15 protein-coding genes and 7 pseudogenes are annotated in these 16909 nt (G+C 65.6%); 13 read left to right on the top strand and 9 right to left on the bottom strand.

Annotated elements, in window-relative coordinates:
* Positions 1 to 332, top strand: a pseudogene (locus tag ACFVWD_RS53270) (DDE-type integrase/transposase/recombinase); the annotation flags it as partial.
* Between the two features lie 62 nt (positions 333 to 394).
* On the opposite strand, the gene ltrA reads toward ACFVWD_RS53270, so the two are convergent.
* Positions 395 to 1672, bottom strand: coding sequence for a group II intron reverse transcriptase/maturase (ltrA, locus tag ACFVWD_RS53265; RefSeq protein WP_389605982.1), 1278 nt, complete (start codon positions 1670 to 1672; stop codon positions 395 to 397).
* 575 nt (positions 1673 to 2247) lie between these two features.
* Between ltrA and ACFVWD_RS53260 the strand changes: the two are divergent.
* A pseudogene (locus tag ACFVWD_RS53260) lies at positions 2248 to 2469 on the top strand (integrase core domain-containing protein); the annotation flags it as partial.
* Between the two features lie 252 nt (positions 2470 to 2721).
* On the opposite strand, the gene ACFVWD_RS53255 reads toward ACFVWD_RS53260, so the two are convergent.
* A complete protein-coding gene (locus tag ACFVWD_RS53255; protein WP_389605984.1) occupies positions 2722 to 3147 on the bottom strand; it encodes a DUF2690 domain-containing protein in 426 nt (141 codons plus the stop codon).
* 789 nt (positions 3148 to 3936) lie between these two features.
* Positions 3937 to 4134 (bottom strand): annotated as a pseudogene (locus tag ACFVWD_RS53250) (ISAzo13 family transposase); the annotation flags it as partial.
* A 107-nt stretch (positions 4135 to 4241) separates the two neighbouring features.
* Between ACFVWD_RS53250 and ACFVWD_RS53245 the strand changes: the two are divergent.
* The 4 genes from ACFVWD_RS53245 to ACFVWD_RS53230 all read left to right on the top strand — a co-directional run bounded on the left by ACFVWD_RS53245 (position 4242) and on the right by ACFVWD_RS53230 (position 6508).
* Positions 4242 to 4403: a transposase gene (locus ACFVWD_RS53245; protein ID WP_389605980.1), complete on the top strand. Its 162-nt coding sequence runs from the start codon at positions 4242 to 4244 to the stop codon at positions 4401 to 4403.
* Between the two features lie 24 nt (positions 4404 to 4427).
* Positions 4428 to 4601 carry a hypothetical protein gene (locus ACFVWD_RS53240; protein ID WP_389605978.1) on the top strand — a complete coding sequence of 58 codons (174 nt, stop codon included), beginning with the start codon at positions 4428 to 4430 and terminating at the stop codon, positions 4599 to 4601.
* Positions 4602 to 5052: 451 nt separating this feature from the next.
* Entirely contained in the window at positions 5053 to 5661 is a 609-nt protein-coding gene (locus ACFVWD_RS53235) for a hypothetical protein (RefSeq protein WP_389605976.1), read from the top strand.
* 382 nt (positions 5662 to 6043) lie between these two features.
* Positions 6044 to 6508, top strand: coding sequence for a M91 family zinc metallopeptidase (locus ACFVWD_RS53230; RefSeq protein ID WP_389605974.1), 465 nt, complete (start codon positions 6044 to 6046; stop codon positions 6506 to 6508).
* Between the two features lie 144 nt (positions 6509 to 6652).
* Here the strand turns inward: ACFVWD_RS53230 and ACFVWD_RS53225 are convergent.
* From ACFVWD_RS53225 to ACFVWD_RS53210, 4 genes and pseudogenes are all read right to left on the bottom strand, one after another.
* Positions 6653 to 6766, bottom strand: a pseudogene (locus ACFVWD_RS53225) (IS5/IS1182 family transposase); the annotation flags it as partial.
* Between the two features lie 186 nt (positions 6767 to 6952).
* Positions 6953 to 7634 (bottom strand): annotated as a pseudogene (locus ACFVWD_RS53220) (IS5 family transposase); the annotation flags it as partial.
* A 125-nt stretch (positions 7635 to 7759) separates the two neighbouring features.
* Positions 7760 to 8230: a hypothetical protein gene (locus ACFVWD_RS53215; protein WP_389605972.1), complete on the bottom strand. Its 471-nt coding sequence runs from the start codon at positions 8228 to 8230 to the stop codon at positions 7760 to 7762.
* 179 nt (positions 8231 to 8409) lie between these two features.
* Positions 8410 to 8691, bottom strand: coding sequence for a hypothetical protein (locus tag ACFVWD_RS53210; RefSeq protein ID WP_389605971.1), 282 nt, complete (start codon positions 8689 to 8691; stop codon positions 8410 to 8412).
* A 255-nt stretch (positions 8692 to 8946) separates the two neighbouring features.
* On the opposite strand from ACFVWD_RS53210, the pseudogene ACFVWD_RS53205 reads away from it, so the two are divergent.
* The 6 genes and pseudogenes from ACFVWD_RS53205 to ACFVWD_RS53180 all read left to right on the top strand — a co-directional run.
* Positions 8947 to 9276: pseudogene (locus ACFVWD_RS53205) on the top strand (zeta toxin family protein); the annotation flags it as partial.
* Between the two features lie 94 nt (positions 9277 to 9370).
* Positions 9371 to 9988, top strand: a complete 618-nt coding sequence (locus ACFVWD_RS53200) for a DUF4231 domain-containing protein (protein ID WP_389605969.1) — start codon at positions 9371 to 9373, stop codon at positions 9986 to 9988.
* A 1045-nt stretch (positions 9989 to 11033) separates the two neighbouring features.
* On the top strand, positions 11034 to 11531 hold the full coding sequence (locus tag ACFVWD_RS53195; RefSeq protein WP_389605967.1) for a hypothetical protein: 498 nt from the start codon (positions 11034 to 11036) through the stop codon (positions 11529 to 11531).
* Positions 11532 to 12677: 1146 nt separating this feature from the next.
* Positions 12678 to 13493 (top strand): hypothetical protein, encoded by an 816-nt coding sequence (locus tag ACFVWD_RS53190; RefSeq protein WP_389605966.1) that lies wholly within the window; start codon positions 12678 to 12680, stop codon positions 13491 to 13493.
* 465 nt (positions 13494 to 13958) lie between these two features.
* Positions 13959 to 14207, top strand: coding sequence for a hypothetical protein (locus ACFVWD_RS53185; RefSeq protein WP_389605986.1), 249 nt, complete (start codon positions 13959 to 13961; stop codon positions 14205 to 14207).
* 319 nt (positions 14208 to 14526) lie between these two features.
* Complete coding sequence (locus tag ACFVWD_RS53180; protein ID WP_389605964.1) at positions 14527 to 14850, top strand: hypothetical protein; 324 nt, start codon at positions 14527 to 14529, stop codon at positions 14848 to 14850.
* On the opposite strand, the gene ACFVWD_RS53175 is transcribed toward ACFVWD_RS53180, so the two are convergent.
* Positions 14840 to 14983, bottom strand: a complete 144-nt coding sequence (locus ACFVWD_RS53175; RefSeq protein ID WP_389605962.1) for a hypothetical protein — start codon at positions 14981 to 14983, stop codon at positions 14840 to 14842. The two genes, ACFVWD_RS53180 and ACFVWD_RS53175, sit on opposite strands and share 11 nt — an antisense overlap.
* A 238-nt stretch (positions 14984 to 15221) precedes the next feature.
* Here ACFVWD_RS53175 and ACFVWD_RS53170 point away from each other — a divergent pair.
* A pseudogene (locus tag ACFVWD_RS53170) lies at positions 15222 to 15352 on the top strand (VOC family protein); the annotation flags it as partial.
* A gap of 148 nt (positions 15353 to 15500) precedes the next feature.
* Here the strand turns inward: ACFVWD_RS53170 and ACFVWD_RS53165 are convergent.
* A complete protein-coding gene (locus ACFVWD_RS53165; RefSeq protein WP_389605960.1) occupies positions 15501 to 16259 on the bottom strand; it encodes an IS6 family transposase in 759 nt (252 codons plus the stop codon).
* Positions 16260 to 16909: the final 650 nt, after the last annotated feature.

Below are 16909 nucleotides of genomic sequence, written 5' to 3'. Positions count from 1 at the left end.
ACCTGGTGATGCGTGACTTCACGGCGGACATGCTCAACACCAAGTGGTGCGGCGACATCACGTACGTCGCCGTCGGCTCGACCTGGCTGTATCTCACCACGGTCATCGACATCTGCTCGCGGCGCGTGATCGGCTGGTCGATCGCGGACCACATGCGCACCTCGCTGGTCACCGACGCGATCGAGATGGCCGTGGCTGCCCGCGGAGGCCCGGTCCACGGCGTCGTCTTTCACACGGACAGGGGCGCGCAATATGGATCGGCCGCCTTCGCCGAGGTCTGCCGCCGGCACGGCATCCGCCGCAGCATGGGCCGCGTCGGCTCAAGTTACGAGGTGAGTCGGCGGCGGGAATCTCACCCACCGCCGCTCTCAGAACCGTGCGTGAACCTCGCGACTCACACGGCTCCCATTGTTGAACCAGTGGGCAACGCGCCATGCTTCCAGTGGGCGAACATGCCCGGGAATGCTGAGGCGATCTCAGCCAGTCTTCTCCGGGCTTTCCTTGAGGCATGGCGATACCGTTTGTACTTCCTCCGGGCCCATTTCACCAGGAACGGGTTGATCTGCTGTTCCAGAAACCTGATCAATCTGGACTTGTAGAAGCGCCCATAGTAGTTGATCCATCCCGCCACGACGAGGTTGATCATCGCGGCGATCTCCCGAAAGCTCAGCTCGGTACAGCGACCCAGTCGCCAGCTCCGGACAGTCCTCGCCATGGACTTCATGGCTGTTTCGCTCACTGTGGGAAGGAAGCCGGTCTTCAGCCTCCCATCCCGCAAGCGGGCCGCCCGAGGACGGAAGGTGTACCCCAGGAACGTGAACTCCGTGACTGGGAACTCCCGTTCACGACCTTCCTGTTTGCAGTACACCACCCTGGTTTTCTCCGGATGGAGACGTAATCCGAACTGCAGCAACCTGCGCTCGATGATGTTGCGGACGAAGTTCGCCTGCTTCTCACTGACGCAGTGCACCACAGCATCGTCGCCGTACCGCTCGAACCTGATCGCCGGGTACTCCCGAGCCAACCACGCGTCGAAGGCGTAGTGCATGAACAGATTCGACAACAACGGTGAAATGGAAGATCCTTGAGGGGTTCCCTTTTCCCGTCTGACGAGCGTTCCGTCGGGCTGTTGCACGGGGGCGACAAGCCATCGCTTCACATACAACAGAACCCACGAGAGATTGGTGTGCCTTTCCACTGCCGCGATGATCGGGGCGTGCGGCACGTTGTCGAAGAATCCCTGGATGTCGAGGTCGATCACCCAAGAATGCCTCCAGCACCGCTGCTTGCACATCTCCACCGCATCCAGCGCGGACCGCCTCGGGCGATAGCCATACGAATCCCGATGGAAGATCTGCTCCACATCTGGCTCCAATGTCATGGCCACTACCGTTTGGGCGATCCTGTCGGCCACGGTCGGAACCCCAAGGCTCCGAGTCCCACCGCCGGCTTTGGCAATGTCAACCGCTCTCACGGGTGGTGGGAAGTAGCTTCCCGAGGAGAGTCGATTCCACAGCTTGTACAGGTTGTTCTTCTCATCCTGCTCAAACTCCGCTAACGACTGCCCGCCCACCCCAGCCGCTCCCCTGTTGGCCTTGACCTTCAGGTATGCGTTCCAGATCAGCCGCTTCGGAATATCAAACGGCTTGCTCGCTGATCTCGTCTCGACCATCCGATTCCTCCCATCTCTGGTTGATCGCCGATCGACACCCAACAACACGTCCCCTTCGCTCCGCCTCTATTACGGAGGTTTCATCACTACTACGGGACGTTCCGCCCTCCCGACGCGCGACCGGTACTCCGGCTCTCATGGCTCTTCGCCACTTGCGCCTCTCCCTCTCGCAAGCCACGTCAACCCGTGGATCGCGGTTTCGCGTCGAGGAGTTCTCCAGTTCCGTTGTGAAGCCCGGACTGAGCTCGCGCCACCTTCATGCCGAACACCGCCAGACCAGTAGACAGGTTCCCGTCTGGCTTGTTCCAGGACAGCATTGAGGCCCTGGTTTTGATGTCATCTAAGCTTTACGACACGTCATCAGCGGTTCACTTGCGTTCGCCTTCTCAGCCCCCACCTGCCGTATTCAGTACGGCTTTTCCATGACGCTCACTACCACGGCTCATTCACCGCAGCAGCTCATGGTGGTTTGACACCTGCACCTGCATGCCGATGTCGAAGGATCTACCTTCATCTCCACAACAGCATGGCGACTGTTCGTTTCCGTCTTCTACATCAGAACCTCACAATCACCTTCTGGACACACCAACGCCCTCGCCGAATCGTTCTTCCAGGGCCTCAAGCGCGAGTTGCTGCACGGAAGGCGCTGGACCTCGAAGGCGCAGACACGGCTGGAGCTGTTCAGGTGGCTGTCGTACTACAACCGGCGCCGCCGCCACTCCGCCCTCGGCTACCTCACGCCAGCCGAATACAAACAGCAATTGATCACGTCACATACGCTGTCACTCGTCGCATGAAACCCGGTGTCCACCCCCGGGGATCAACCTCAGCGACATCCCTGCTCCTCGCACCACACTCGAAGCGACCGACTGCCTCCAGCCGCACTCGCTCCCTCGCAGCCCTCTTGGCGTCGGTCAAACCACCACCCTGCGCGTATCTCACGACCCACAACTACACACCCACTCCAGACACTTTCAGGCGAACAGCCCGACATCACCCAATCAAGGTGAGTAGCCTGGGGCACGCCCTCCGGACTTCTCACGGGAGAGCTACCAATAGCCCGTGCACTTCATGGCAGGGGCCCCGATCTCGACGCACGCCCTGGCCGTCACACCCAGGTCGTTCACCATCAGCGTGTAACCGTTGTCCGATGAAATCACCTCGCTCTGGGAGTTCCCGTCATCACCCTGTGCTATCGCCTTATCGCCCGGCTTCCCGTACCAGAGCTGCGCCCAGACCGCTCGGCAGGCTCGGCTATACCTCAACCGGATCACGCGGCCCTGGAATATTTCGTCATAAACCGCCCGGGCATCCGCGCTACAGCCAGTCCGTTTGGGATCGAGTCCATTGCACGACGCGCCGGAGCATGTCGGCAGCGCATTCGGCGCGGCTTGCGCCGGAACCGGGATGGCCGTGGTGACCGCCACAGTTATCACCACCGTCGCAAGCGGCAGTGCGAAATGACGTCTTCTCATCATGACGGCTCCTTCTAACGCAGAGAAAGGGGCCAGTGAACTCTTCTTGGCCCAGTAACCATAGGGGCCCGGCCCTTCTGCACAGGTACGTCCCTGCAATCTCAGCGGCAAGGATGCTGAATGCGAAACCTGCATCGAACGGAACGGCGAGGCCGCCAATCCACATAATTCCAGGACACACCCGACGCTCAGTGCATGCAACCGGAGCTCTGGACCCACAGCATAGAGATGGCCAACAATCACCAGGGACCAACGCTACGGAAGTAGGCCCCCCTGCCCGGATCTTCACATTACCGTCGGCGATCCAACAAATCACTCTAGGGGCACGGCGGTTCGACAAGCGCCCTTCGCCCGTCGGCTTGAGTCTTGAGAAGCGCGGCTATCTCCGGATTGCTGCCAAAGACGAGGCCGCCCGATCCCGTTGGGATCGTCACTGGAGCGAGGCATATCTCGGCGCGGAGGTATGGGCAATGCACGCATGCCATGCCTACGTCCCCGGGTTGCACGCCACGATCGGGCGGAGTTTGTCCAGCTGCTCCTGCCAGTTGATGCTATCTCCCGGGCGGGAGTACTGGCTGGGACAGCCCGAAGGCCTGCTGTCCGCCCGGGCGGACAGGCGGTTGGCCTCAAGGGTGCGATACCTGGTCCCCTGCGGTTCCTCGTCTCAGCGCGCTTCCCGTCAGTCGGCCGCTGCCCGGTCATTCACGCCGCCGAAGGGCTGTCATGTCGCCACACACCAACGACCTCGCAATGCGTCATGCCGTCCGAGAAGCTGCTCTACTCGGACGCTGGCTGTGCCGGGCTTTCCAGAGCAGGTGATACAGGCGGGCACGGACCGCCGGGCCGGCGGATGCGTCCCGACGGGGCCTCTCCAGAGTCGAGTTCCCGCATTCCGACAGACACCGTGGCCTCCCGGACACCGGCGCCGCGGGCGACCCCTCTGATCCCGCCGTGACCGAGGGACTGGGCCTCCGCCCTTATCAACAGGCGACGCTGCTACTCATCGAGGTGCGTGAGAATCGCCCTGAACTTGGCTGCCAGTACGGTCCGTTGCCCTTCCGACCCCTCATCGGATCGTTGGTCCGTGTGTGCCATTGACTGACGCGCAGTGGGCGCTGATCGAGCCGTTGCTTCCCGACCGGACGCCGAAGCGGGGTGGCCGCTGGCGTAATCACCGTGAGGTGATCGATGCGATCGCCTTCAAGTTCCAGACCGGAACGCAGTGGGTGCACCTGCCGGAGAAGTACGGCAGCTGACGGGACGTCTACAACCGATTGCCGATGTGGGCCGCCGACGGCACCTGGGAGCGGGTGTTCACCGCGCTGATGGCCCAGGCCGACGCGGACGAGGACATCAACTGGGCCGTTTCGGTGGACTCCACGATCGTGCGCGCTCACCCGAAGCGACGTTGGGCCGACTCGACAGGACAGGCACTGACAATGGTGAAATGCTGACTGGTAGGACGTACTGATGGTGAGCACCCGCGCTTACCGCCGACCCGAACCAACACCCCCGATGGCTCCGTAGAAGCATCGCGCGTCCAAGCGTTGCGGACGGGTATGACTGAGGCGATCGCGGGCACGGAATCCCCGATACGCGAATGGCGGCGGAGGCCACGGAACTGGTTCGCGAAGCGGAGCCGCCGCTGCTGTTCGACCACTCGCGCAGGGTTTACCCGTTCGGGACGTTGCAAGGTCTACAACGCGGTCTGAAGCCCGTTCCGGAACTTCTCTACGTCGGATCGATCTTCCACGACCTGGGTCTCACTAGAAGATACCGGACCGCTGATCAGCGATTAGATCGATGGTGCGAATGAGGCGCGTCGGTTCCTTCGAGCCGGACAGCCGCCCTTCCGGGTGGCGCAAGCTCGGTCAGGCATCCAGGAGTTATAGGGAGTACGTAGCCATGGTGAGCATTCGCAAGCGTTATGGCGCAACGGCCCTTGCCTCAGTGCTGCTGGCAGGGAGCATCGTCCTGCCAGCCACGGCGGCCGCGGCCGATCCAGGCCTGTCGACGAAGCCGGCCACCCCAGCTGCGGCAGGGTATGCCGCGCGGCCAGCTGCCCACACGGCACCCACGGGGTCGGTCACCCTCCTTCAATACACCGACACCTTCAACGTCAGCCGCGACATCAGATTCAATGGCGGTGTCCCGGTCGGCGGCTGGTCAGAACTGACCCTGCACTCCAACGGGACGTATAACTGGACCGGACACGTGCGCAACTCAGGCGGCATCGGATACAACTTCAGTGAGGCCTGTGTTGTCCGCTTCAATACGGGCGATACCTACATCTTCGATGTCAGGGGATCCATGGGCGCAATCTTCGGCCCGTCCCGCGACTTCAACTGGCAGAAGCCTGGGCGGCTGCAGACTCTGCCCACGGCGTGGGACGCGGCCTCGGGCTACAGGGCGTACTGCTCCCCTCAATCCAGTCTCGACATTGGCGGCACAATCCAGGTGGCGAAGGACGCCATCCCCTACGTCATGACGGTCCTCGCGGTCGTGGGCGCCTGATTCGCGCGGAGGGGCCGCTGTGGTGCGGTCAGCCCCTGGAGGCAGCACCCAGCACAGCCACGCCCCAGAGCAGGGATCTTGATAGTCGTCGTCCTGACCTCGGATGCCAAAGGAGAGCCAAGCCATGGGGAGCGCCCTCAAGCGTCATGGTGCTGTAGCCGTTGCGTCGGTTCTGCTGGCGGCCGGGATAGTGCTGGATGGGGTAGCGGTGGCGTGCGTGGCGCCCGTCCCTTGGTTCCGTTCCCGGCACAGACCCCCCACATCAGCGGGCCTCGCGCTGCTGACGGTCCTCTCCGCCGCCGCCCTGATTCTGGGTACCGCCCCACAAGCCCAAGCCGTGATCAGCGTGGACCCCGCCGCGGCCTCGGCTTTCGCCAGGTGCATGAACACCTACCGGGCCGAGGACGGCAGCGGCGACCCCCTCGGTATCGTGCGGGACCTCGAGTTCTCCCCCAACAAGGTGCAGATCGTCCTCAACAACGGCACGCCGCAGAACCCGGGCGACACCTTCACGAGGCCCGCCGACGACGCTTGGGACAAGGCGACGAACGGGTCGGGCACCGGCAGCGTCATCGCGTGGAACAGCGAAAACACCCGGCCGCTGAGCGACGGCACCCCGAAGGAACCTTGCGCGCAGCTGTATCACGAGATGGCTCACGCACGGGACATGTCTCGAGGCACCCTCAACCTCAACCCGTGCCGTGCAGCCCCCCGCATACAGACCGATGAGGTCGTAGCCGTCTTCGCGGAGAACGCGTACCGCACGTACCGGGGCCTGCCCGTACGTACCACGTACGGTACCGAGTCCGGCCCAGCGCAGCTGCCAGACTCCGTGGACGACTGCTGAGCCCCCGAAGAAGACCCCGCCCGTTCCCCGGGAAGCACAGGTCGACGGGCACCGACTGTCCCGCACACGGATGTGCGGGCAGCAACGGCGACCCACACATGACCACCTTCGACGGACTCGGCTACGACTTCCAGGCTGCGCCCGAGTTCGGAGTCGTCTCAAGCAGATGATGCTGCAGGCGAGTTGGAGCAGTGCGAGGTGGAGGTCGGCGCGTATCTCGTAGCGGATCCGGAGGCGTTTGAACTGGTGGAGCCAGGCGGATGGGTCGGCCGCGCGGTGAGGTGTCTGCCGTGGCAGGTCCTGTTCCGCGCGGCCTCCCGCCGAACCGGACGTGACGGATTCCCATCCTCCGGCTCTCCAGTGACTACAGCGTGAGCGGTTCAGGCTGCTCGCGTAGGACACACAGCGCCGTTGCGACGATCTGCAAGAGCGCCTCATGGCGCACAAGGTCCGCTCGACGACCCAGCGGGTCTTCCCCAGTCCGGATCCGTGGACGGTGCCTTTCCGGGCGAACTTCGGTGTGATGCCGCGGGCCCGGAGCAGTCGGCGGTACTTGTCGTAGTCGTAGCCGCAGTCGGCGAACAGCCGGCCTGGCCGGTGACGCGGCCGCCCGCACGCCCCGCGGATGCGGGGTATCGCGTCCATCAGCGGGGCATCAGCTGAGTGACATCGTGACAATTCCCACTGGTCAGCGAGACGACCAAGGGAGTGCCATGCCGATCGACGATCAAGTGGTGCTTGCTGCCAGGCCGGGCCCGGTCGACCGGCGAAGGTCCGGTGTGAGCCCCCCTTTCAGCGCCCAGACGTGCAAGCCGTCGATCGCAGCGTCGCCCATGTCCAACAAGCCCGCGGCCCCGGCCAGCAGCACCTCGTGCAGCTGCGGCCAGACGCCCGCTTCGGTCCAGTCCCGCAGACGCCGCCAGGCCGTCACGCCGCTGCTGCCGACCTGTTCCGCGGGAACGTCCCGCCAGCTCACGCCCCTGCACAGCACGTAGACGATGCCACGCAGCGCAGCCCGGTCATCCGCAGGCAACCGCCCAGGATACCGATGCCGCCTGACCGGACGAGTCGGCAACAACGGGGCCACACGCTCCCACAGGTCACCAGGCACAAGATCAGCAGGCACCCAACAGATCCGGCCGACACAACACCCAACTACCAAGCCCCACAATGCAATTCATTCTGAAACGATCAGTATACCCTGATCGCCTGAACAGCTCCTGGGGCGGGCCCACGCAGGCTCCGGAGCGCTCAGACGGCGTGCAGGAAGAGCTGCGGCGACCACGCCGTGCAGGTGCCGGGACCCGGGCCGTCGATCGTTGCCGCACAGGCCCGCACCTTGAAATTCCAGTCGCCGTGAGCGGGCGCGCGGAGCGTCGCGACCCTGTTCGGCCCCATGTGCATCTGCCAGCTGAACCAGCCGAGCTGTGACGGACCGGTGTACCGGACCTCGTAGTAGGCGTAGCGGGGGCTGGAATAGCTGCCGTAGTACACCTTGAGCGTGTTGGTGCAGCCGTCGAAGCGGGCTCCGGCGTACGGGCTGTCCGGATACCGGTACCGTTTCGGGGCGCCTCCGGTGTTGGTGCCGCCGGCAGGCGGGAATGCGTCACGGTACGTGCACAGGGTCGCCGGAGCAGAGGCCCTGGTCGCCTGTGCCTCGGCCGCGGTCCCCACGCCCCCCGCAGAGGCGACGGAGACCAGTAGGACTGCGGCAGTAGTCATAGTAGTGAGCGGATGCCCCATCGCCATTACCTCCAGCGAGAGATGCCCCCTAACACCACCATGCGCTTCCGTCTCACCCGTCGCATCCGGGCGTACGGAAGCGGAACTGGGGCATGTCGGCGAGTCACGCGGGGGTGCGGTCACGAATGCGGACTCGCCCCTGGCCACCTTGGGAAGGTTCAATGCCGGGGTGTGGACTGGGCAGAGATGCGTGACTGCTGGTGCGAGGTTGGTCGCGTTCCGCTGGGGAGATCCTGGAGCGTGCGGCAGGGCACCATGGCTGCGACGATCTGCCGCCGGACTGCGCCGGCGCCATCGAGCAGGACCTTGTCCCGGTCGACGAGTTGGGGCGGCCCGGAGTTGTCCGCGTAGACCTGGGCGCTCTGGGTGCACACGTGCAGCCCGACGACCACGGGCGGGTTCGCGGGCAGGGACGCCGGCCGGTACACGTGCATGTGCAACGCGCCGGGTTGGAGCCGTAGTTGGCGACGCGTGCGAGTGCGACGGCGGCGTGGGCGGGACCGGTCAGTGCGGCGCCCAGGACGAGGGCGACGACGGTGAGGAGACAGGGCAGCGCACGGCTCCGCCGGCTCCAGTGGCGTCCTTGGGCTGAGGGGAGTGGCATCGGCGGTTCCTTCATCGAATGCCCGGTGCTCTTGCGGCCCTCGGCGCGTCGCTGAGCGCCGGGCGCCGGGAAGACCGGGATTGCCGACCTCGTGCAGGCCGTCCTGGACCGGCGCGGCGGCGCCGTGCGAGTCGGCCGGGACCTCTACAAGCCCGCGCACCGGCACTACCCCGGCCTTCTAGCCACCGACGTCCGTACGGCCGGAGGCCTGATCCGCCCCGACACCGCGCGCTGGCAGGCAGCCGTCGAAGCCCACGTCCACGACCGGCGCTTCGACGCCGTGGTGGAGTCCGCGCTCGCCGACCCCGACGACTTCCGCGCCTCCTCCCTCGCCTACCGGGCCGCCGGCCACCGGATCGAGGTAGTCGCGGAGGTCCTGAGCCAGCTCGGCATCGTGGACCGCTTCCTCACCGACGCCGCCGCAGGCGGCGGCCGGTACGTGTCCTGGGACAACCACGACACCTGCGCGAAGGGACTGCCGCACGAACCGGGAGTCCCTGCAGTTCCTCAGCGCCTTGGTCTATCCGTCACTGAAGGAGCGGCGCAGCCTGTATCGCGAAGACCTCGCCGGGATCATCGACCAGCACCAGGCCGACAGCCGCAGGTACCGGCGCGTCCACTACATGCTGCAGTCCCTCATCATGGTCGGCTCTGGCACCACCACCGTCGCTGCTCTCGACTCCGGCAGCCAGCTGACCTGGCAGAACATCACCCTCGTTATCATCGGCTTCGCCGTCACCCTGGCCGCGGCCTTCACCGGCTACTACAAGTACCGTGAGCGCAGCTACTTCCTGCAGCACACCGCCGACGCCATCGAGGAAGAAGCCAACGCATTCACCCTCGGAGTCGGCCGGTACCGCGTTCACCCCGGACCAGGAGCACGAGGCGCTCGCCGCGTTCACCCAGCAAGTCGAGGACCTGCGCAACGAACAGCGGCGCCGCCAGCAGCAGCTGGACCAGCCCGCCGAACAGGCCCCGCCCACAGCTCAGCCGCCGGCCTGACCTGCTGCCGTCCTCTTCACGCGGTGCGTCACGCCACCAGAGGCTCCACTGACGCACCGCTTTCTTGCTCCGCGCTCCGGCATGAGCCCGTCGCAGCCCCCGGCACGGCCGGTCAATCTCTGACTGGTTGAACACATGGACCTCAACGCCTGTGCCACGCCACCGGAGTTCAGCCCACGCAGTAGGTATTCGGCGACGCCGTCCGGGGGATGTCTAGGCGGCACAGTGGTCGATTACCGTGCCAGGTATGACCAGCGGAGACAGGCAGCGGCGTCGGGACGGTTCTTCCAAGCGCGTCCAGCTGACAAGCGAAGACCACGGCGGGCCGAAGGACAAGAAGGCGAAAGCCCGGCGTAAGACAGCGAGTCCGGGCGGTCAGGCCGGGCGCGCTGCCGAGCTGCGCGAGGTGGAGCGTTTCCGGGAAGCGATCAAGGCTGCCGAGCAGCGCCGTACCGCGCGCCAGGATGCTCCCGACAGCCGCGGAGCAGCAACTCGCCTCTGCGTACGCCGCGCTGCTCACCTGCGTTGCAGTCTGCGCCCAGGCGGTCGAGGACGGTGACTGGTCGTTGCTGGAAGACAGGGCCCGCGAACTAGCCGCAATGGCCGCCGATCTGGAAGCGGCTGCGCGAAAGGGTGCAGGGCCAGGCCAGCCAGCTAACACTGGCGCGGAGCTGGCCCGCACCAGTGAGAGTTCAGACTCACTGGCCGCCCTACTCCGGATACTTCCCGAAAACCGCGGCAGAAGACCTGTGCGTCGCATAGACGACGGCCCAGGCCTGTGACCACGGTGTCACCCAGGCGCCCCCGGCGCGCTGTCTCCCGCTGAAGGCGCCCCCCGCCGGGGCGATTGCCTGCTCAACCGCCCTGCGCCGTGCCTCAGCCGAGGCCGAACGTCCTGAGTGCAGTCGTCCAGTCGGTGACGATCGCCCGCTGAGCGACGGCGAGGCTGACCTTGTTGGCGCAGACCGCGGTGTGGAGTTTCGTCTTCACCCGGTCCTTCCGGTTGTTGACCCCGCCGCCCGCCTTGTGGCCCGGGTCCGGCGGATGTGGAACTGTCCGGGGATTCCTCAGTCGGGAATGAGTCATTCCGAGGGCTCTGGCCGCGTTGCGTGAACGCTCCGGTATGTTCTTCCGGGCTCGCGGAGGGTGAGTTCCCTGGGGCTGGAGAGGTCGACCGTGGCTGATGAGCGGCTTGATGCTGAGTGGGTCCGGGTTTGGTCCGAGCAGGCGGGTGCGGCACTCACCGAGCTGATGCTGTCGTTCCAGATGCGGCACGGCTTCCCGCCCGGCAGGAACGCGGTCACGCTCGCAACGGAGGAGAGTCACCAGGCGACGGACACGCTCGTGGAACTGACGCCGATACCCTCGGACCTGACCACGATGTACTGGGTGATCGACGAGGTCTCCCTACCCGATGTGGACAGCGGCTATTTCATCCACCCGCCCTCAACGGTCGCAAGCCACTTCCGCGAGTACGGGTCCATCCAGATCGACGGGGAAGAGCCGGCCCTGGTGTTCGCCAGCGATGGCGGCGGCCATCTGTTCGCGCTCGCAGGCTCCGGGCGGGTTTGGAGGTCCGCCACCGCCTCCTGGTTCGATCAATTCGACCTTGCCACTGCAAGTCTTCAGGAGTTCCTCGAAGGGCTGGCTCAGCGGATCAGCGGTCAGCTCTGACCGACAACCGACGTCGACAGCCGAGGCTGCAGAATTCGGGGGATCCGAATCTGATCGAGATGAGTGAGGGCGAGTACTTCGCCCAGTTCGCCAAGCGGACCGGCATGTTCATCGGCCGCACGACACTCAGCGGAGCGACCGCCTTCATCGTGGGTTATGACCAGGCTGCGCGCCGGCATGGCGGGCCGGGCCTGGACGGTTGGCGCGAGTGGCTGATGGCGAACCACCAGGTCAGCGGCAACCTCGTCTGGGAAGCCCAGATTCGGCAGATTGCCCTCCGGACTGGGAGGGCGGATGGGACCTCACACCCGAGCAAGAAGTGCACGTCCTCAGGGTGCTCTTGGAGTTGCTCGACAAGTTCCTCGGTGAACGGGAGGGCTCCGCTTCACGGGCTTGACGTATCGCTCGCCCCGCAGAAGGCCGCCCGAAGGGGCTGCAGGCACCCGCCAGGCGCCTGCCGTTACCGGCACTACCAGTTGAGCCCCGGGGCCCGCGCGTCCCACAGGCGGGACCGCTGGTTGCCATAGGTGCTGCTCCGCCACTCGAAGGAAGTAGCGAGGGTTTGGGTATGGGTTTCCGCCTTGCGTGCATGTGGGCCGTTACGCTCTCACGCACTCAAGGAGGAAATATGCCGGGCAAATATGGGCGGGCGATTACTTTCAGCTTCTTCGTTGCCGCCTGCCTTTCAACCATAGTTGCCTGCCCCCGCTCCTCCCCCGACGAGCCGGACAATAGCCACTCGCCAACCACACCGACTGCGCTGGCCTCGGACACTGGGTCACCTTCGACCTCATTGGGGCCGACAGCCACTGCGACGGCTTCAGAAACTGGGTCCTCTCCGACCTCATTGGGGCCGACAGCCACTGCGACGGCTTCAGAAACTGGGTCCTCTCCGACCTCATTGGCGCCGAGCGGGAACGCGGTCCCATCACTGCTGCCTCCCCCCACCGCCAGCACCAGCGACCCAACCACCCACCCAGGCTTCGCGCCATCGCTGTCTCCCGCTCCACGGCCGACCACTTCCCCGCCGTCCCATCCCGCCGCCCCTCAGCCCGTTTCGCCTGGCAGCACGTGACTGAGTCCTCGGAGGGCCGGCATCTTTCGCCGGAGGAGCAGCAGAGGGACCAAGTTCCACCGGCAAGTCCGATGGTGCTCCTCAAGACGGTTGTTGCGCAGGCGTCCTTTATCGCGGCGCTTATGTTCTACCTGGGAGCGATCTACACCAGCGAGTACTTCGGCTACTTCCACCTCTCCTTCTACTCCCTTGACTTCAGCTTCGCCGAGTTGGTACTCCAGAGTCTGCAGCTGTTGAAGTATCAGTTCCTGGTGGCTGCCGTCCTCATCCTGATCGTGGTGGCGGCCGGCCCACAACTGTCCAGGCTCCTGTCCTGGTCCAGCCGGCGCGCTCACACCAGACCTGCAGCATCCACTCCACTGGCCTGGCTCTCCACGGCGATCACAGCGGCCGGATTGCTCCTGTTGATCTTCTGGTCGGAGATCCAGCCATACGCGTGGACAGCACCCCTCACCATCGCGGCCGGGCTACTGCTAGGACAGAGCCGGAACGTCAGAGGCAACCCCCCCGATGGACTACGTCGCAGAGCCGTAGTCGTCTTCGCCTCCGGAGTCTTCCTGTTCTGGGCACTGACCCAGGCCACCCAGCAGTTTGGCGAAGAAGATGCCAAGGCTCACGCCGCCGATGTCGTGGACTGGACCAGCGTAGTTGTCCTCAGCTCCAAGCCTCTGAGCCTCCCCCCGCCGGGAGTCCAGGAAGAAAAGCTTCCCCGTGAAAACCTTCTTCTCCCGTACCGATATACCGGCCTGAGGCTTCTCCTGGAACGCCACGGTCGCTACTACGTCGTGCCCGCCGACTGGAAAGCAAAGACTGATGCGGTCTACGTCATCCAAGAAAGCAACGATCTGTGGATCGCGCTGCGGCCCGGCACGCAACCCGCCTCATGATCTGACTACGTAGGGCCTTGGCACGGCACCGCGGGGGTCAATCTTGGTCAAGTTGGTGTGTGTGACCGTGGAGTCCTCCACGGGCATGTCCATGTCCGCGGCGCAGTCGGCCCGCGCCTGACGGTCCGCTTCGGTGATGTCGGGGTGGACAGGCGGCGTGTGGAGTGCGGGCCAGAGTTGGACCGGGTGGCGTTCTCCGCGGTCGCCGATGCCGGGTCTGGCCGCCCTCTGCCCGGCAATCGCAACGACTGCAAGACATGGGAGGAGTCTGGCGCCAAAGCCGCCTGGCTAGGGCGCCCGTCAGCGGGCTCAGACACAGATCTTGGGGACGGTCGCGGAGGGATACCGCGGTGTTCGATTGCGTGGGGTGGGCCTCGTGTGAGACCGCGTACGCCTTGCTGTCGGAGAAGCGGTGGTGACGCCCCGTCAGGTACTGCTGGCCTCGGCCGTTCTAGTCCGTGGCCGGTGATGGTGCTGGTCATGCAGGCCGACGCAGCGTTGTGGGACTCGCTGGTATTCGACGGGATCGAGGACGTGGATGTCGAGGCGGTGACGGCCGTCTTCGGCATGGTCGACGGACCTCAACATCGACTCCACCGTCTGCCGGGCCCACCAACACGCCGCCGGAGCGAGGAAAAGGGGGCGCGCCGCCGCGCGAGCGCCCGAGGCCGTGGTCGTCGCCTGGCCCGCGAACAGCGGGGCTGCGGTGGGTGAGGAGGTCGAGTAGGGGGCTCCCCCTCACGGGTGACCCTCGCAGGGCACGGCGACGCACCGGCGTCGCAGGCCACGACGCGATGGCGTCAACTCGCCTCCCTGCTCAGCCAGTTGGGTGCGCGTATTTTGGTGATTTCGGCTGATTACTGACCCCCGGGCGTCACGCCTCGAAGCGCTGCCCGTGATGGCCTGACGAATTCGCCAACAGGAGGCCCGGGCCGATACGCAGGACCTGATCACCTGGGCCGTCGGCGCCGACACCCCCGACCCCGTCGCGAAGCTCGTCGAGGAACAGCCCTGGCAGGCCTGGCCCTGCCGCGTGGAGGAGATCGACGGTGACACTTCCACACCCCGCAAACGACGGACACTCCTCCTCGCCCCGGACCGTTCGGTGGTCCGCGTCTTCGACGGTCAGATGCCGGAAGAGGTCTGGCTGTCCATGACCGACGGCGTCGGAGTCCTCTGGGTGTGCGGCGACCTGCGCTTCCCGATGGCCATGGCCCCTCGCGGTGGGTCGCCCATCTGGCTTGCCGCCCCCGTGCCCGGCCCGGCTCCGGCCGACTCGAACCAAGGCCCGGGCGTGATTGAGGAGGTCGTCCGCCAGGCCGGGCAGGACGCAATGCAGGCATGGCTTAACGAGTAGTCCCGCTCCCGGGCGGGTGGCCGTCCTCCAGCCCCGCGGTGCCCGTGCCCTCGTGGAGCGCGGCCAGCGCGGCGGTGATCCACCGGTACAGGCCCGCGGAGAGGTAGGCCTCGGCTTCCGCCGGGGTGACCATGCGCCAGTCGTACGGCCGAGGTCGCTTTCCCTTCTGCCACCGCTCCTCCTGGAGGAACCTGTCCTTTCCCAGACAACTGTGGGCAGGGCAAGGCGCTGACCTGCGGTGCCTACAGTTGCGTGGGACAGGTTGGCGGTCGGCGTCCCGCTCAACCGTAGGCAGCCGCCTCTAGGGTGTTCGTCGCGAAAGTCCGCTGGTCGACCACGGAGGTGTCATGCCCCTGCAGGTGAAGTTGAGTGACTTGGACGACGCCGAGGCCCGGCTGCTGGAGCTGGGGGCGGGCTAAAGCCGGATCACCAGCCGGATGAGGACCGGCGGTGGGTGCTCACCGATCCCGCTGGGTATTCCTTCTGCATCGTCAGAGGCTGATATTGGGCAGGAGGGCATCGATCTGTCCGGCCTGCTTGCCCTCAAGGCGCTGGTAGTTGAGTCGTCAGCTCTGGTCGTGGGGGTTGCGGTCCGCGTACCAGCTCGCGTCGAGGCGCTGTCACGTTGTTAAGTGCGTGGGTTTCTGACGTCATGTCAGGGCGTGGCGGAGGTCGGGTCTCGGGTCGGTGCTCAGGCTTCGGCGGGCAGGCCCGCGATGCCGGTGACCTGGTCCCCTCGCGAAGCGGATGGTCATTTCGGATCGGTAGCCGGAGGCTGTCATCAGATGGCGGCGGGGCCGGAAGTGCGGTGAGATGCCGCTGAACGCGGACAGAAACCGCTGCGCTGCGCCCACACTACGGAAGCCTTTCATCGCCTGTTCACGCTGCCTGGTGGGCTGATGACTGTTCTCCGCCCGGTTGTTCAGACCCTTGTGTGAGCGGTGTTCGACCGAGGGCATGACCTCGCGGTGGGCCGCGCCGTAGGAACGCAGCCTGTCGGTGACGATCACCCGCGGCACCGCCCGGGTCCTCTTCATCAGACGGCGGAAGAAACGTCGAGCCGCGGCCTTGTTGCGACGGTTCTGGACAAGGATGTCGAGGACGTTGCCGTCCTGGTCGACGGCCCGCCACAGGTACTTCAGCTCCCCGTTGATCTTGATGAAGACCTCGTCCAGGTGCCACTTGTCGCCAGGCCGGGGCCGGCGGCGGCGCAGCGCGCCTGCGTAGCCCTGCCCGAACCTGACGCACCACCGCCGGACGGTCTCATACGAGACGACGACACCGCGCTCGAGCATCAGCTCCTCGACCTCGCGGAAGCTGAGCGGGAAGCGGTGGTAGAGCCACACGCAGTGGGCGATGATTTCCGCCGGGTACCGGTGCCCCTTGTACGACGGCGGCGCGCTACCCACGGACAACCCCCTCCACCATGATCAACCAGAAGATCATCCCACCCGGTCAGCCAAACGTGACAGTGCCCGACGAGTGCCCCAGCGACCGGGTGCAGTGCAGCATTTGCATGACGCCGCAGGGAACTACCCGGCGGCCCGGCCCGCACCGCCCATAGTCCCTGGGGCTGGCGCTTGGGCGGCGCTGTCTCGTACAGCGGGGCGGTGATCTCAGGCAGCTCATCAGCCGCGATACTCTCGGCAGCGTCCTGGATGGCCTCCTTCAGTTCCTCTTGGCAGGCGTGCGAGGTTACGTACGGGTGGATGTAGTACATGCGGTCCACAGGACGCAGGTCGAGATCGGGGAAGTACCCCGCGTGCCGGTAAGAACCGTGTCACCGATCCTGCCGGCTTATTCCGAGCCCGGCGGGGCTGGCGGCTCGTTGGTCGGGACAGCAGTGGCCGTCTTGGCGTTCCCGGTCGCGGGTGGGGTGTGGAATGTCGATGCGGCCGAGGCCTTGGCCAAAGGTGCCTGAGCTGACGGCGCAGGTGGCGCGGGCTGTGGCGGCACGGGGACCATACCCGTTGGCGATGCGGGTCCGTGACGAGTTGTTCGCGGACGCCGAGTTCGCCGAGGCGTTCGGAACCAGAGGGCGGCCGGGCTGGTCACCAGG

The organism is Streptomyces sp. NPDC058086, assembly GCF_042885015.1.
Taxonomy (GTDB): Bacteria; Actinomycetota; Actinomycetes; order Streptomycetales; family Streptomycetaceae; genus Streptomyces.
This window is presented reverse-complemented; position numbering and strand designations above follow the sequence as displayed.